Genomic DNA, 16039 nt, shown 5'->3' on the forward strand with positions numbered 1-16039 from the left:
ATAATTGAGCAATGTCGAAACAGGAATGACGCCATGAATGTCAGCAGAAGAAGCTTCTTCAAGATCTGTGCTGGTGGGATGGCAGGGACGACGGCAGCGCTGCTGGGCTTTACGCCAGGCATAGCGCTGGCGGAAACACGCCAGTATAAATTATTGCGTGCCCGCGAAACCCGAAATACCTGCACCTACTGTTCCGTTGGCTGTGGGCTGTTGATGTTCAGCCTCGGCGACGGTGCCAAAAATGCCAAAGAGTCGATTTTCCACATCGAAGGGGATCCGGACCATCCGGTCAGCCGCGGCGCACTTTGTCCTAAAGGGGCCGGTCTGCTGGACTTTGTCCACAGCGAAAGCCGGTTGAAATATCCTGAATACCGCGCGCCCGGTTCCGATAAGTGGCAGCGAATCAGCTGGGAAGATGCCTTTGAGCGCATCGCGAAGCTGATGAAGGCCGATCGCGACGCTAATTTTATCGCCAAAAATGAGGCTGGGACTACCGTCAACCGCTGGCTGAGTACCGGGATGCTTTGCGCCTCGGCTTCCAGTAATGAAACCGGCTATTTAACGCAAAAATTCACCCGGTCGCTCGGCATGCTGGCCGTCGACAACCAGGCGCGCGTCTGACACGGACCAACGGTAGCAAGTCTTGCTCCAACATTTGGTCGCGGTGCGATGACCAACCACTGGGTTGATATCCGCAATGCAAACCTGATCATTGTCATGGGTGGCAACGCCGCTGAAGCGCATCCGGTCGGATTCCGCTGGGCGATGGAAGCCAAAATCCATAACAAGGCAAAATTAATCGTTATCGATCCGCGCTTTACGCGCACTGCATCGGTGGCGGACTTTTACACGCCGATCCGTTCCGGTACTGACATCGCCTTTTTGTCAGGCGTCCTGCTGTACCTGATGAGCAACAACAAAATCCAGCGCGAATATGTTGAGTCTTACACCAACGCCAGCCTGATCGTGCGCGAGGATTACCACTTCGACGAAGGCCTGTTCAGCGGCTATGACGAAGCGAACGGTAAATACGATAAAACCAGCTGGAACTACGAGCTGGATGAGAGCGGTTTTGCCAGACGTGACCTGACGCTGAGCCATCCTCGCTGCGTGTGGAACCTGCTGAAAGAGCACGTCAGCCGCTATACGCCAGAGGTGGTGGAAAACATCTGCGGCACGCCGAAGGCTGATTTCCTGCACGTCTGCGAACTGCTGGCCGAAACCAGCGCGCCGGACCGCACCGCCTCATTCCTTTATGCACTGGGCTGGACTCAGCACTCCATCGGCGCACAGAACATTCGCACCATGGCGATGGTTCAGCTGCTGCTGGGCAATATGGGCATGGCCGGTGGCGGGATCAACGCCCTGCGTGGTCACTCCAATATCCAGGGGCTGACCGACCTCGGGCTGCTGTCGCAGAGCCTGCCAGGCTATATGACCCTGCCTTCGGAGAAACAGGCGGACCTGCAAACCTATCTCACCGCGAACACGCCGAAAGCCAGCCTGCCCGGCCAGGTGAACTACTGGAGCAATTATCCGAAGTTCTTTGTAAGCATGATGAAGGCCTTCTACGGCGATAAGGCGCAGAAAGAGAACAGCTGGGGCTTTGACTGGCTGCCAAAATGGGACAAAAACTACGACGTGCTGCAGTACTTCGAAATGATGTCGCAGGACAAAGTAAATGGCTATATCTGCCAGGGCTTTAACCCGATTGCCTCGTTCCCGAACAAAAACAAGGTGGTTAAGTCTCTGTCGAAGCTGAAATTCCTGGTGATTATCGATCCGCTCACCACGGAAACATCTAACTTCTGGCGGAACCACGGCGAATTCAACGATGTGGACTCGTCGCAAATCCAGACCGAGGTATTCCGCCTGCCTTCTACCTGCTTTGCCGAGGAGAATGGCTCGATTGTTAACTCCGCACGCTGGCTGCAGTGGCACTGGAAAGGTGCGGATGGGCCTGGTGAAGCACGTAACGACGGCGAAATCCTCGCGGGGATTTTCATGCGCCTGCGCGAGATGTATGCCAGAGACGGCGGTGCGTTGCCGGAACAGGTACTGAACATGTCCTGGAATTACCTGACGCCGGACAATCCTGCTTCGGAAGAAGTGGCAATGGAAAGCAACGGCAAAGCACTGGCCGACCTCGTTGACGAAAAAGGCACGGTGCTGGCGAAGAAAGGCCAGCAGCTCGGCTCGTTTGCCCTGCTGCGCGATGACGGTTCCACCTCCAGCGGCTGCTGGATTTTCGCCGGAAGCTGGACGGCGGACGGTAACCAGATGGCCCGTCGCGACAACACAGATCCTTCCGGGCTGGGCAACACGCTGAACTGGTCATGGGCATGGCCGCTGAACCGGCGCATCCTCTACAACCGCGCCTCTGCCGATCCGCAGGGTAAGCCATGGGATCCGAAAAGAGCGCTGCTGCACTGGGATGGCGCGAAGTGGAGCGGGCAGGATATCCCGGACTACAGCACCGCGCCTCCGGGCAGTGATGCCGGGCCGTTTATTATGCAGCCGGAAGGGATGGGGCGCCTGTTCGCTCTCGACAAGATGGCAGAAGGGCCCTTCCCGGAACACTATGAGCCGTTTGAGACACCAATCGGTACCAACCCGCTGCATCCGAAGGTGATATCCAACCCGGCGGCGCGTGTGTTCAAAGACGATCTGGCGACCATGGGCAAGGCGGATAAATTCCCGTATGTCGGCACAACTTATCGTCTCACCGAGCATTTCCATTTCTGGACCAAGCACGCCAGGCTGAACGCCATCGCGCAGCCGGAGCAGTTTGTGGAGATCGGTGAAGGGCTGGCAAACCGCCTTGGCATCATCGCGGGCGATACGGTGAAAGTCAGTTCTAACCGTGGCTATATCAAGGCAAAAGCGGTCGTCACCAAGCGTATCCGCACGCTGACGGTGGACGGCAAGCCGGTGGATACCATTGGCATTCCGATCCACTGGGGTTTTGAAGGGGTGGCGAAAAAAGGCTTCCTCGCCAATACCCTGACGCCGTTCGTCGGCGATGCCAATACGCAAACGCCAGAGTTTAAGGCGTTCCTGGTTAACGTGGAAAAAGTGTAACGGAGACTGTTTATGGCTTATCAATCGCAAGACATCATCCGCCGTTCCGCGACCAATGGCTTCACGCCCGCCCCACAGGCGAGGAACCATCAGGAAGAAGTGGCAAAGCTGATCGACGTGACCACCTGCATCGGCTGCAAAGCCTGTCAGGTGGCCTGCTCGGAGTGGAACGATATCCGGGATGAAGTGGGACACAACGTCGGGGTTTACGACAACCCCGCCGATCTGACCGCCAAATCCTGGACGGTGATGCGCTTTTCCGAGGTGGAAGAGAACAACCGGCTGGAGTGGCTGATCCGCAAGGACGGCTGCATGCACTGTGCCGATCCCGGCTGTCTGAAGGCCTGTCCTTCAGAGGGGGCGATCATTCAGTATGCCAACGGCATTGTCGACTTTCAGTCGGAGCAGTGCATCGGCTGCGGCTACTGCATTGCGGGCTGTCCTTTTGACGTTCCCCGGTTAAATAAAGAGGACAATCGCGTCTATAAATGCACGCTGTGCGTCGATCGTGTCACCGTCGGTCAGGAACCTGCCTGCGTGAAAACCTGTCCGACCGGTGCTATCCACTTTGGCAGCAAAGAGGAGATGAAGCAGGTCGCGGCTGAGCGCGTCAGCGAGCTGAACACACGGGGTTACGCCAATGCCGGGGTGTACGATCCGGAAGGCGTGGGCGGCACGCACGTGATGTACGTGTTGCACCATGCCGACCGGCCGCAGCTTTATCACGGCCTGCCGGATAACCCGAGCATCAGCCCGACGGTCACTTTCTGGAAAGGGATCTGGAAGCCTCTGGCTGCCATCGGCTTTGCCGCCACCTTCGCGGCCAGCGTGTTTCATTACGTGGGTATCGGGCCAAACCGGGTTGAGGAAGAGCAGCATGAGAAGGAGGATGAGCAATGAAAAAACGCGACCGCATTCAGCGCTACAGCGCGCCGGAACGCATCAACCACTGGGTTGTGGCGTTTTGCTTTGTCTTTGCCGCCCTCAGCGGGCTGGGGTTTTTCTTCCCCTCGTTTAACTGGCTGATGAATATTCTCGGCTCGCCGCAGCTGGCCCGCATTCTTCACCCCTTTATCGGAGTGGTGATGTTCGTTGCGTTTTTACTGATGTTTTTCCGCTACTGGCAGCACAATCTGGTCGACCGTGAAGATCTGTACTGGGCAAAAAATATTCATAAAATTGCCCTTAACCAGGAAGTCGGGGATACGGGACGCTATAATTTCGGGCAGAAGAGCGTATTCTGGGCTGCTATCATCAGTTTAGTACTGCTGCTGGCCAGCGGTATTGTTATCTGGCGGCCTTACTTTGCCGGTGCCTTCGCCATTCCGGTGATTCGCCTGGCGCTGCTGGTTCACTCCGTTGCCGCCGCAGGGCTGATTTTGGTCATTATGGTCCACATTTACGCGGCGCTGTGGGTGAAAGGCACCCTCACCGCGATGGTTGAAGGCTGGGTGACCCCGGCCTGGGCGAAACGTCACCATCCGCGCTGGTACCGCGCCGTTCGCGAACGGCAACTGAAACAACAGGAAAAACGTCCCTGATGAGTATTCGCATAATCCCGCAGGAAAGGCTTGCGAAAGGCGACAAAAAAACGGCGGAGATGATCCCGCCGTTACTTTTCCCCAGGCTGAAAAATTTGTACTCACGCCGCGCTGCCCGACTGCGCCAGCTGGCAGAAAAAAATCCGCTGGGTGATTATCTGCGCTTTGCCGCTGTTATCGCTACTGCCCAGGAGATCGTGCTGTATGACCATCCTTTACAGATGGATCTGCACGCCCGACTGGTGGAGACGGCAGCCAGCGGCAAACCGCCACTGGATATCCATACCCTGCCCCGCGACGGACACTGGCAGCGTCTGCTGCATTCACTCATCGCTGAGCTGAAGCCGGAAATGACTGGCCAGGCGCTGGCAGTGCTGGAAAATCTGGAAAAGGCTTCCGCACCGGAGCTGGAGGCGATGGCCTCCGCACTGTTCGCCAACGACTTCGCTCAGGTCAGCAGCGATAAATCGCCGTTTATCTGGGCTGCCCTGTCACTGTACTGGGCGCAGATGGCTGCGCTGATCCCCGGCAAAGCCCGTGCCGAATACGGTGAACAGCGCCAGTTCTGCCCGGTCTGCGCCAGCGTGCCGGTTTCCAGCGTGATCCATATGGGTACGCAAAATGGCGGCCTGCGCTATCTGCACTGCAACCTGTGCGAAAGCGAGTGGTATGTGGTGCGCGCCAAATGCAGCAACTGCGAGCAAACCCGCGATTTACACTACTGGTCGCTGGACAGCGAAGTGGCAGCGATCAAAGCAGAAAGCTGTGGCGACTGCGGCACCTACTTGAAAATGCTCTATCAGGAGAAAGACCCGGCAGTGGAGCCGGTAGCCGACGATCTGGCCTCGCTGGTGCTGGATGCCCGCATGGAACAGGAAGGATTTTCACGCAGCAGCTTGAATCCTTTCCTTTTTCCGGGAGAATGACTGAAAGGCAGCCGCCCGTTTAACGACAACCAGGCCGGATCGCTCCGGCCCGACAGGGGAATCGCACAATGAAACTCATCGGCAGTTATACCAGTCCCTTCGTACGGAAAATTTCGGTGATCATGCTGGAAAAAGGCATCACGTTTGAGTTTATCAACGAATCACCCTGGACGGAGGAGAGCCACGTCCCGCAGTACAACCCGCTGGGCAAAGTCCCCGCGCTGGTGACCGGGCCGGAGGAAACCTGGTATGACTCCCATATCATTGCCGCGTACCTTGAACAGTTGGATATCGCACCAGCGCTGATGCCGCGAGAGAAGCTGGCAGCGCTGAAGGTGCAACAGCTGGAGGCGCTGGCGGACGGCATTGGCGATGCGGCGGTGATCCTGTTACGGGAGCAAATGCGTCCGCCGGAGCAGCAAATGGAAAGCCAGCTTCTGCGCCAGCGAGAGAAAATTCAGCGCGGACTGGATGCACTGGAAAAGGAAGCCGCTAAAGGCACCGTACTGAACAGCGACAGGTTGAATGTGGCAGACATCGCCACCGCCTGCCTGATCGGCTTTATCAATTTCCGCCGCATTCTGCCGAACTGGTGCGTGGAGCGCCCGGCACTGGTGAAACTGGCGGAAAAAATGTTCGAACGCGAGAGTTTTGCCCGTACGGTCCCCCCAACATCGTGAGTCCCTTAGTGAAACCATGAACACACTTTTCAGCCAGCTCCCGTCCATCGACAGCCTGCTGCGCGACTCCGCCGTACAGGCCCTGACCGGCCAGTATGGTCACCAGCAGGTCGTTACCACTCTGAGAAAGCTGCAGCAGGAGGCCAGAGAGCAGATCCTGCAACAGCAGCAGTTGCCGGAGTGGCAGGTCGACTGGCCGCAGGCAGCAGAACAACGTCTGCAGGCTCAACAGCAGAGCGCGCTGCGCCCGGTCTTTAATCTGACCGGCACCGTGCTGCATACCAATCTGGGGCGTGCCTTGCTCAGTGAAAGCGCGGTGGAAGCGGTTGCCTGCGTGATGCGCTCACCGGTGACGCTCGAATACGCGCTGGATGAAGCGGAGCGTGGGCATCGTGACCGGACGTTAGCCGATCTGTTGTGCCAGCTGACCGGTGCAGAAGATGCCTGCATCGTGAATAACAACGCGGCGGCAGTGCTGCTGATGCTGGCCGCGCTGGCACCCGGTCAGGAAGTTGTCGTCTCACGCGGTGAGCTGGTAGAGATCGGCGGGGCCTTTCGCATTCCCGATGTGATGAAGCAGGCTGGCTGTCAGCTGGCTGAAGTGGGCACGACCAACCGCACCCATCTGAAAGATTACCGCCAGGCTGTCGGGGAAAATACCGCGCTGCTGATGAAGGTGCACACCAGTAATTATCAGATTGAAGGTTTTACCAGCGCAGTGGAAGAGAGCGATCTGGCCGCGCTGGGGCGCGAGCTGAACGTGCCGGTGATTACCGATCTGGGCAGCGGCTCGCTGATCGACCTCAGTCAGTACGGCCTGCCTGCCGAACCCATGCCGCAGCAGTTGATTGCCGCCGGGGTCAGCCTGGTGAGTTTTTCGGGCGACAAGCTGCTGGGGGGCCCACAGGCCGGGATTATCGTCGGCAAAAAAACGCTGATTGCCCGTCTGCAACAGCATCCGCTGAAGCGGGCACTCCGCGTGGATAAAATGGTGCTCGCCGCGCTGGAAGCCACCCTGAAGCTTTATCTGCAGCCGGAAAAGCTGGCTGAACAGCTTCCGACGCTACGTTTGCTGACCCGTTCGCAGGCTGATATCCGTGCCCAGGCTGAGCGTCTGTTACCCGCACTCGAAAAAGCATTTGGTGAACAATTTTCGCTTGAGATCGCTGCCTGTTCATCACAAATCGGCAGCGGTTCATTGCCGGTCGATCTGCTACCCGGTATGGCAGTAACGCTGACTCCACGCGACGGTCGTGGCAGTGCGCTGCAACAACTGGCCGCTACTTTGCGCCAGCTGGCCGTACCGGTTATCGGAAGGATCCAGGCTGGTAAGCTGTGGCTGGATCTCCGCTGCCTGCAGGAGGAAGCGCTGTTCCTCAAGACGATAGCCCGATGATCATTGCCAGTGCAGGCCATGTCGATCATGGCAAAACCGCGCTGCTGCATGCGATCACCGGGATCAACGCCGACCGCCTGCCGGAAGAGAAAGCGCGCGGTATGACCATCGATCTCGGTTATGCCTACTGGCCGCAATACGATGGCCGCGTAATCGGCTTTATCGACGTGCCAGGTCATGAAAAATTCCTCACCAATATGCTCAGCGGCACTGGCGGCCTGGATCACTCCCTGCTGGCGGTGGCAGCCGATGACGGCGTGATGCCGCAAACCCGCGAGCATCTGGCTATCCTTCAGCTTAACGGCCAGCCTCCTCTGACCGTCGCCATTACCAAGGCAGACCGGGCGGATGAGTCGCGCCTGCTGGAAGTGGAGCAGCAGATACGCGAGCTGACCACGCAGCTGGGCTGGCCGGAGATCGCCCTGTTCGTCACCAGCGTGACGGAGAGTCGCGGCATCGGCGAACTGGCCAGCCATCTCCGCCAGCTTCCTTCGCGTAGCCGGGACGAGAATAAGCGTTTCCGGCTGGCGATTGACCGCGCATTCAATGTGAAAGGCACAGGCACGGTGGTGACCGGAACGGCGCTGGGCGGCAAGGTCAGCGTTGGCGATAAACTCTGGCTGACCGGAATGGACAAAGCCGTGCGCGTGCGGGGACTGCATGCGCAAAACCAGCCGACAGAAGTGGCTTACGGCGGCCAGCGAATCGCCCTTAACATCACTGGCGGCGTGGAAAAAAGCGAGATTTCCCGTGGCGACTGGCTGCTGGAAACCCGGGCAGAAAGTCCGACAGAACGGCTGATTGTGGCGCTGACTCTGCACCAGCCGCTGCAGCAGGGGCAACCGCTGCATATCCATCATGCGGCAAGCCATATTACCGGTCGCGTTTCAGTGCTGGATGGCGATCTGGCAGAACTGCGGCTGGATACCCCGCTTTGGCTGGCCGATAACGACCGGCTGATCCTGCGTGACATTGCCGCCCGCCAGACGCTGGCCGGCGCAAGGGTGGTGCTGCTCACGCCGAAAAAACGCGGCAAGCGGCAGCCTGATTATCTGCACTGGCTGCATCAGCTGACGGCGGCAGAAAACGACGGGCAGGCACTGGAATGTTATCTGCAGGAGCACCCCTGCCGCAAAGAGCTGCTGGCCTGGGCACGGCAGCTGACTCCATCGGCAATGGCCAACGAGCTTGAGGCGCTTAAACCGGTCGAAGCCGGAGATTACCTGATGCTGACCGGTTCCATTGCAAAGTGGCAGGCGCTGCTGCACAACACCCTGAGCGACTATCATCAGCACCACGGTGACAGGCCGGGCCTGGGGCGCGACCGCCTACGGCGCATGGCGCTGCCAAACCAGCCGGAAGAGGTGGGCCTGGCGCTGATTGATCTGCTTACGGCCAGCGGCGAACTGGGCAACAACCACGGCTGGCTGCACCTGCCCGAATTCTCCATCGACTTCCTCCCTGAAGAGGCGCAGCTCTGGCAGCGTGCCGAACCGCTGCTGGCTGAGGGTGCCTGGTGGGTCCGTGATATGGCAGAAAAGCTGGGGGTGGAAGAGGAGCTGATGCGGCACACGTTACGCAAGGCGGCGCAGAGTGGCTTTATCACTGCTATTGTCAAAGATCGCTACTTCTCCAGCGAAAAGATGAAAAGCTTCGCTGAACTGATCCGCCAGCGTGACCAGGCAGGCCAGAGCACCAGCGCGGCAGATTTCCGCGACCAGCTGGCGGTCGGCCGCAAACTGGCCGTGCAGGTGCTGGAATTTTTTGACCGCAGTGGTTTCACCCGTCGTAAAGGCAACGAGCATCTGCTGCGGGACAGCGACATGTTCAGCTAAATGCGTCTACAGTATAGAGATTACCAGTGGATGGGATCGGGAAATGAAGGCACTGCACTTTCTGCGTCACTATTACCACACACGTCCCAGGCTGCTGGCTGCTTTTATCGTGGCAGTCGCCAGCTTTTGTTTCCTGCCGGCAAGCCAGCCGCTGGTGCAAAAACTGCTGATTAGCTGGAACATACTGGCGTGGCTTTATCTGCTGCTGCTCTGGTGGCTGCTGCTCACCACCCCCACCAGGGAGATTGCCAGAATTGCCCGCGAACAGGACGAGAGCGCAGCCACCGTGCTGGGCCTGGTCTGCCTCACCTGCCTGGTCAGTATTCTGGCGATCCTGTTTGAACTCGGTGCAGTGAAGCACCTTTCGCAAGCCGGTCAGGCCCGGCATATCCTGCTGACTGCCCTCACGCTGATCGTCTCCTGGTCTCTGCTGCCCACGGCTTTTGCCATGCACTATGCCCATATGTACTATCAGGGCGATCCGGAGAAAAAGGTCCTGCTGTTTCCGGATAAGATCGCCGAACCCGGCTACTGGGATTTTATCTACTACTCCTTCACCATCGCGGTGGCCGCGCAAACAGCTGATGTGGCAACCGGGAATACCGCCGTCCGGCGCATCACCACGCTGCAGGCGGTATTATCCTTTCTGTTTAACCTGGCTATCCTGGGGCTTTCCATTAACGTCGGCGCAGGATTACTCAGTTAAGTTCGCAGAACCCTGAGCCGGATCCGTAGTAGCTCAAGCCCGTGCAGCAGGCTGCTGAGCCAGGTGCGCGGTGTTAGCCGGAGCCTCACCGGTGAACTTCTCAATCTCCAGCAGCGCCATATGCCCGCAGTTGCCCTGCGCCAGCCTTGACGAACCAATATCGAAAGTCAGGCAATTAACGTTGCCATTCTTGCACAACGTGCCGGGTATGGACGGGTCCTGCGGATCATACCAGGCCCCTTCACTGATACGCACCACGCCGGGACGAATATCTTCCGTTACGTCTGCTCCAACCAGGATCTGCCCCCGATCGTTAAAGGCCCTGACCAGATCGCCAGACTTGATCCCCCGGATTGCAGCATCCTGTGGGTTGATCAGAATGGCTTCCCGGTCGGCCACGGCATATTTTCTCCGCAAAGGCGTGTTGTCCAACTGGGAATGCAGCCGGTGGCCCGAATGTGCCGTGTTCAGGGATAGCGGATACTTACGTGCCAGCGGACTGCCATGCCACTCTTTCGGCGGCTGCCAGCCCGGCAGGCCAGCACAGTCCGGATACTTCATGCTGGCGACGGTCTGCGAGAAAATTTCAATCTTGCCGCTTGGCGTTCCCAAAGGATTCAGCAGGGGATCGGCCCGATAATCTGCGAAGCGCACCCACTGCCTGTTCTCTTCCGGTATCGGGAAGCGAATGTAGTTTCCTGACTGCCAGAACATATCGAATGGCGGCAGAGGGATCCCGGCGTTGCGCGCCTGAACTTTCATGTTGTCGTACATCGCTTTCAGCCACAGCATCTCATCCCGGCCTTCGGTAAAGGCCTGCTCCACGCCAAGGTGGGCAGCCAGGGCGCTGAAAATAGCAAAATCACTGCGTGACTGATGCTGGGGCGGCACACACTGATGCATGGGGAAAACGTAGAGTTGCGAATAATCACCGCCCATATCCAGATCGTTACGCTCATAGCTGGTGGTGCAGGGCAGCACAATATCTGCATGCCTGGCGGTGGCAGTCCAGTAAGGTTCATGCACCACAATAGTTTCCGGTCGCCGCCACGCCTTAAGAAGATTGTTGGTATCCTGATGATGGTGGAAAGGGTTACCCCCGGCCACATAGACCATTTTCACGTCCGGATAGGTCACCTGCTTACCATTGAAATCAATGGTTTTTCCGGGATTAGCCAGGCAATCGGCAATGCGCGCCACCGGAATGGGTGCGGGAGAATTTGCCGGAGCGGCCCCGGCGCTGATGCCGGAGAGAATACCGCCTCTGGCCGTGGGGCTGCCGCCGGAGGAGTAATGGTAGCTGAAGCCAAAGCCGCCGCCGGGCAGCCCAATCTGACCGGTCATCGCTGCCAGCGTCACCAGCAGCCAGTGAGGTTGCTCGCCATGGTGCTGGCGCTGAATTCCCCAGCCCGCCATGATCATCGTGCGTTGTCTGACCAGCGTTCTCGCCAGTTCGCGCAGCCGTTCTGCATCAATACCGCAGATCGCGCTGGCCCATTCGGCACTTTTCACCGTGCCATCACTTTCACCCAGCAGGTAAGCGCGGAATTTATCGAACCCCACGGTGTAGCGCTGCAGGAAGGCCTCATCATGCAACTTTTCCGTCAGCAGGGTATGGGCCAGGCCGAGGATCATCGCGGCATCGGTGTAAGCGGCAGGAGCCAGCCATTCCGCCTTCAACTTCCTGGCGCTCGGGCTGCGGATGGGATCAATGCAGATAACCCGCGTTCCCTTAGCCGCCAGCGCCTCAAATCCGGCCAGACCGACGTGATCGGGCACGTTCCAGCTGTTTTTCAGCGTGGTCAACGGGTTGCACCCCCAGAGGATCACCAGCTCGCTATGTTCAATCACGTTGGGCCAGCTGGTTTGCTGCTCGTAGACCTCCATTGAACCGACAACATGAGACATGATCACCTGCGCTGCGCCGGTAGAGTAGTCTCCGCTGTAGCTGAGAAAGCCACCCGCGAGGTTCATCAGACGGCTCAGCAACGCGCGGCTGTTGTGTAACATCCCGGTACTTTTCCAGCCATAAGAACCGGCATAGATTGATGAAGGGCCAGCGGTTTGCTGCAGGTGACGGATCTGGTCGCCCACCAGCCGGATAGCTTTGTCCCAGCTGACCTGCACCCACTCATCCCTGCCGCGCAGGTCGTTTCGGCTGTCCGGCCCCTGTTCAAGCCAACTTTTACGGATCATTGGGGAGGTAATCCGGTTGTGGGCATGAACCTGATACGGTGCCATATCAATCAGCTCGTTGGGGGCAGGATCGTCCTGAACCGGCCTGACGCCTACCATCCGGTCGCTCTCCACCAGCGCTTCAAATGCTCCCCAGTGTGCCGCAGTGAGGATACCTTCCTGCGCAGGTCTCAGGGCTTTAAACAGCGGCATAGCCTGACTGATGGCCTGCGCGAGAACGGATTTGCTGAACAGCAGATCCAGCGAGCCGGCGGCCATCAGCAACCCTCCTGCCTGCAAGAAACGGCGGCGTGACAGTCCGCTTAGCGTATTATTTTTCATGGTGGGTACCTGCTGGCGACATATCGCTGGCGTGCTGCTGAACATACAGCGTCAGCAGGCGCAGCTGTTCCGGATTCAGTGAAGTGCGGGAAGCCATTCCCTTCATCACCCCAATCCACTGGTTAGCCGTGTAGTGATCGAGAGACGTCAGGCCGTGACAACCGGTACAGTTGGCAGTCATCAGCCCGGCAGCGTACTGCCAGATTTTTTGCCGATCTTCGACCAACGAGGCGGGTTGCAGCCACAGGTTAAGCGACACCTGATGCCAGACCATGCCTGTCTCACTGTCCTGCTCTGACCTGGTGGTTTTGATGTGGGATACCGCGCCTTCTCCGATAACGGCGCTGATGATGCGTTTACCGGCTGCGGCATAGATGACGCCGGGAACGCCTTCCTGCTGCCAGCCTGCCAGCTCAGCCTGCAGATAGCCCTTTTTTCGCTGCAGGATGTTCAGCTCCGCAGCGGGAAACAGTGTTCCGGCAGAAGGCCCCTCTTCAGGTTGCAGCATAAAAGGTTGTGTGGCGATGCTGTAGAGCGGGCTGGCATCGGGCCTGGTGGTGGCCGCAATGGCTGCCAGCGCGGCGGCGCCGGAAGAGTTACTTTGCCGCATATCCGGCAGGATGTGGGCCACACCACGATGGCAGTCTATGCAGGTTTCACCCTGTTTAATAGCCACCGGATGAGCCTTACGCGCTTCCGGCTGCTGGGCGAGAATATCCATCGCCTTAAAGCTGTGGCAGCTGCGACAGGTGGCGGAATCGCTGGCTTTCATCGTTTTCCACACCGACTCTGCCATCGCTAACTTGTGGCTGTTGTACTGCTCCTCCGTGGCGATTTTCCCGGTAAGCTCGCCATAAACGTCTTTCACCGCGCCGAGTTTTGTCACCAGGTATGCGACAGGCTGAGAGGGAATATGACAATCCGAACATTCGGCACGGATACCGGCGTGGTTCTGAAAATGGATGCTGCCCTGATACTCTGCCAGCGGCCGCTCCATGCTGTGGCAGGAGACGCAAAAGGCCGTGTCGCTGGTTTTATGCAGCACCGTAACACTGCCCGCAATCACCACCACGGCGAGCGTCATACCACAAAGAATGAGCAGGACAATACGCCAGCCCCGCCGCCCTGGTTTACTGAAAAACTCCATATCCTCTCCTGTCTTCCCTGCCCGCAATACCGGGGAAATGAAAAGCCTGTTATCCCATATAATTTGTGAGGTTAACTTGTGGCTAATCAAAAAGAAGCAAGGAGAGTACTCATTCAGGAGTAAAACCGTGGTGAAGGTAGCAATTCTGGCATTGAGTGGCTGAAAGGCCCGTGATGCGCCTTCAGCCTAAAATCTGGCGCTGACTCCGAGGTTATACATAAATTGTTCCCCAGAGCTGAGGCCGCCGGTTTGCGAGACGGAGGCAAAGGCAGCAACGGTCTCGCCCAGCGGCACATGAGCACCGACGGTCACGTCGACCCAGTTGGTATCCTGCTCTGCAGAATCGCGCACGAATGAGGTTTGCGTGGATTTCAGCCCGCCCCCGGCCCGCCAGACATTGTCACCAAACTGGTGGTTGTAGCTGACTTCCGCCCAGGGATTGATCCAGCCCAGCAGCGAGTCCACCCGCCAGCCCAGCGCACCAATTTGCGAATGGTAATTCTGGTCATCAAAGCGCATCGCCGTGCTGCTGTCGCCCTGCTCTTTGTAACCATCAACCGAGCTGTAATCCAGTGCGTACTGTGCCATCGGACCGGTGGTCAGAATTGATCCGATCGGGATGTCCCAGCCGGTGGTGATCCGCGCACCAAACTGTGTGCCACTGGTATCGCCGTTTTCGGTGCGTGTGGTGGGGCCAAGCTGAATGGAGCGTTTGATGTCGTCATAATTTACTGAGGCATAGTGCGCATCGGCATTCACCCAACCGTTATCAAAGAATGACAGCTCGCTGTAAGCCGACAGCAGCCAGCCACGCATTTTATAATCGTAACGCGGCGTGGGATGCTGGCTGTCGTCCGAACCGGACACCAGTGCGCCCACCAATAAATTATTGGTGAGTTTGTAATCCACGCCTAGCGTCAGATTGTGGGTGGTGGCGTCGCCGTCTCCGGCCGCCAGGTTCGACGAATAATCATAATGCTGCCCGGCATAACCGCCGTAAATGCCCAGAGAACCCTGCGGATTATCGCCGTGGCGCTGTTGCTGTAACCGGCTGTCGAGCGTGGCGCGGGCATCGCGGGACATCGCCAGAGTAGCCTGATTCAGCGCCACTACCTGAGCGGGTGCATCAAGCACTGACTGAATGTAATCGCCAATCAGCAGATGGGTGGCCGGACTGGGATGCAGATGGTCAGCAAACAGGTAAGCCTGTTCGCTGGAAAAACCAGGCGTGGCCGTGCCACAGTTCGCCGCAGAAACACCGGGCGGACAGGCCATTCCGGCGGTATTAGTCAGGCCGTAAAGAGCAGGATTACTCAGCACCTCGTTAAACAACCCATTGATGTCCACGCGCACGATATTACCGTTCAGCAGAGCAAGCTGGTTGTCCTCCTGCTGATTGTAGCTGGCGGTCAGCGCGCTGGCCTGGCTGCTGGCAGACTGCCACGCCTGATAAAGCTGGGTGGCTATCGCCTGCTGAACGCTGGCGATGTTGCTGACCTGCCCTGCTGCGGCCACCAGCGCCTGATAGATGGCCTGATTGCGATCGGTCTGGTTCAGCGTCGGCTGGCTGTCCAGAGAAGCAAAAGCAGCCGCCAGGGCAGAACTGGCTACCACAGACAATCCGGTCTGGATCACCGTTTCCAGCAGGACGGGCGTGGCACCAATGTCCGGCACCGTCGGGACAATCACCGTTCCTGCTCCGGCAGCCAGCAAGGCCTGCACCTGGCTGGCTGCCGCAAAGGCGCTGGTGCTGACAATGCCAGCGGCTGCTTGCGGGTTCAGCGCGGCGGCGGCCAGATCGTTGCCGCCCACCCAGTGAACGTACAATCCGTCAGCATCAGCCCGTCCACCCGTCGCCGCAAGGTAAGCGCGAACCTGTTCGGCTGTATTATCGACGGGGTTGAGTGGCGGAACCGCCACGGCATCGCCAGCGGCGTAATTGGTGCCTCCGGCATCGGAAGGACGCAGCGACTGATTAATTTTTGCGGCCAGGACATCATCGTATAAAGGGTGCTGGCTGCCGTCCCAGGTGTAGCGACCGTTGTTGCCACTGTCACTTAAGCTGTCACCAAAAACGTAAAGCTGATCGAAACTGTAAGCCATACTGCCAGAACAGAGATAACAAGCTATCCACGCCGCCCCAAAGGCATAACGGCGCGTGCACAAGCGATTCTTTGACATGAAATGACTCCGGGAAAGAGCCCAAAGCG

General features: G+C 58.2%; 11 protein-coding genes. 8 read left to right on the forward strand and 3 right to left on the reverse strand.

From position 1 onward, the window contains the following. Positions 1-33 precede the first annotated feature (33 nt). From fdnG to GSQ70_RS10115, 8 genes are all read left to right on the forward strand, one after another. Positions 34-3081, forward strand: a complete 3048-nt coding sequence (fdnG, locus tag GSQ70_RS10080; protein ID WP_158782402.1) for a formate dehydrogenase-N subunit alpha — start codon at positions 34-36, stop codon at positions 3079-3081. 12 nt (positions 3082-3093) lie between these two features. Continuing rightward, a complete protein-coding gene (gene fdxH / locus GSQ70_RS10085; RefSeq protein WP_158782403.1) occupies positions 3094-3981 on the forward strand; it encodes a formate dehydrogenase subunit beta in 888 nt (295 codons plus the stop codon). After that, positions 3978-4622 carry a formate dehydrogenase cytochrome b556 subunit gene (fdoI, locus tag GSQ70_RS10090; protein WP_158782404.1) on the forward strand — a complete coding sequence of 215 codons (645 nt, stop codon included), beginning with the start codon at positions 3978-3980 and terminating at the stop codon, positions 4620-4622. Before fdxH ends, fdoI begins: the two co-directional genes overlap by 4 nt. After that, positions 4622-5548 (forward strand): formate dehydrogenase accessory protein FdhE, encoded by a 927-nt coding sequence (gene fdhE, locus GSQ70_RS10095; protein WP_158782405.1) that lies wholly within the window; start codon positions 4622-4624, stop codon positions 5546-5548. Before fdoI ends, fdhE begins: the two co-directional genes overlap by 1 nt. A gap of 68 nt (positions 5549-5616) precedes the next feature. Continuing rightward, positions 5617-6228: a glutathione S-transferase gene (locus tag GSQ70_RS10100; RefSeq protein ID WP_158782406.1), complete on the forward strand. Its 612-nt coding sequence runs from the start codon at positions 5617-5619 to the stop codon at positions 6226-6228. 16 nt (positions 6229-6244) lie between these two features. Next, positions 6245-7624, forward strand: coding sequence for an L-seryl-tRNA(Sec) selenium transferase (selA, locus tag GSQ70_RS10105; protein WP_158782407.1), 1380 nt, complete (start codon positions 6245-6247; stop codon positions 7622-7624). Continuing rightward, a complete protein-coding gene (selB, locus tag GSQ70_RS10110) occupies positions 7621-9459 on the forward strand; it encodes a selenocysteine-specific translation elongation factor (protein WP_158782408.1) in 1839 nt (612 codons plus the stop codon). The genes selA and selB overlap by 4 nt, the downstream gene beginning before the upstream one ends. A 43-nt stretch (positions 9460-9502) precedes the next feature. Continuing rightward, positions 9503-10165 (forward strand): DUF1345 domain-containing protein, encoded by a 663-nt coding sequence (locus tag GSQ70_RS10115; RefSeq protein WP_158782409.1) that lies wholly within the window; start codon positions 9503-9505, stop codon positions 10163-10165. A 33-nt stretch (positions 10166-10198) separates the two neighbouring features. Here the strand turns inward: GSQ70_RS10115 and torA are convergent, their stop codons facing one another. The 3 genes from torA to GSQ70_RS10130 all read right to left on the reverse strand — a co-directional run bounded on the left by torA (position 10199) and on the right by GSQ70_RS10130 (position 16010). Next, the gene (gene torA / locus GSQ70_RS10120; protein WP_158782410.1) at positions 10199-12682 is read right to left on the reverse strand and encodes a trimethylamine-N-oxide reductase TorA; all 2484 of its coding nucleotides are present in this window, start codon (positions 12680-12682) and stop codon (positions 10199-10201) included. Next, a complete protein-coding gene (locus tag GSQ70_RS10125; RefSeq protein ID WP_158782411.1) occupies positions 12672-13829 on the reverse strand; it encodes a NapC/NirT family cytochrome c in 1158 nt (385 codons plus the stop codon). Before GSQ70_RS10125 ends, torA begins: the two co-directional genes overlap by 11 nt. A 186-nt stretch (positions 13830-14015) precedes the next feature. Continuing rightward, complete coding sequence (locus GSQ70_RS10130) at positions 14016-16010, reverse strand: autotransporter outer membrane beta-barrel domain-containing protein (RefSeq protein WP_158782412.1); 1995 nt, start codon at positions 16008-16010, stop codon at positions 14016-14018. Between the last annotated feature and the right edge of the window lie 29 nt (positions 16011-16039).

The organism is Pantoea sp. BAV 3049, from assembly GCF_009765445.1.
In the GTDB taxonomy this organism is placed as follows: Bacteria; Pseudomonadota; Gammaproteobacteria; order Enterobacterales; family Enterobacteriaceae; genus Erwinia.

Coding starts and splice junctions, on each gene's coding strand:
- torA (WP_158782410.1), bottom strand. CDS start 12,682: ATGAAAAATAATACGCTAAGCGGACTGTCACGCCGCCGTTTCTTGCAG.
- GSQ70_RS10125 (WP_158782411.1), bottom strand. CDS start 13,829: ATGGAGTTTTTCAGTAAACCAGGGCGGCGGGGCTGGCGTATTGTCCTG.
- GSQ70_RS10115 (WP_158782409.1), top strand. CDS start 9,503: ATGAAGGCACTGCACTTTCTGCGTCACTATTACCACACACGTCCCAGG.
- GSQ70_RS10100 (WP_158782406.1), top strand. CDS start 5,617: ATGAAACTCATCGGCAGTTATACCAGTCCCTTCGTACGGAAAATTTCG.
- selA (WP_158782407.1), top strand. CDS start 6,245: ATGAACACACTTTTCAGCCAGCTCCCGTCCATCGACAGCCTGCTGCGC.
- fdoI (WP_158782404.1), top strand. CDS start 3,978: ATGAAAAAACGCGACCGCATTCAGCGCTACAGCGCGCCGGAACGCATC.
- selB (WP_158782408.1), top strand. CDS start 7,621: ATGATCATTGCCAGTGCAGGCCATGTCGATCATGGCAAAACCGCGCTG.
- fdhE (WP_158782405.1), top strand. CDS start 4,622: ATGAGTATTCGCATAATCCCGCAGGAAAGGCTTGCGAAAGGCGACAAA.
- fdxH (WP_158782403.1), top strand. CDS start 3,094: ATGGCTTATCAATCGCAAGACATCATCCGCCGTTCCGCGACCAATGGC.
- GSQ70_RS10130 (WP_158782412.1), bottom strand. CDS start 16,010: ATGTCAAAGAATCGCTTGTGCACGCGCCGTTATGCCTTTGGGGCGGCG.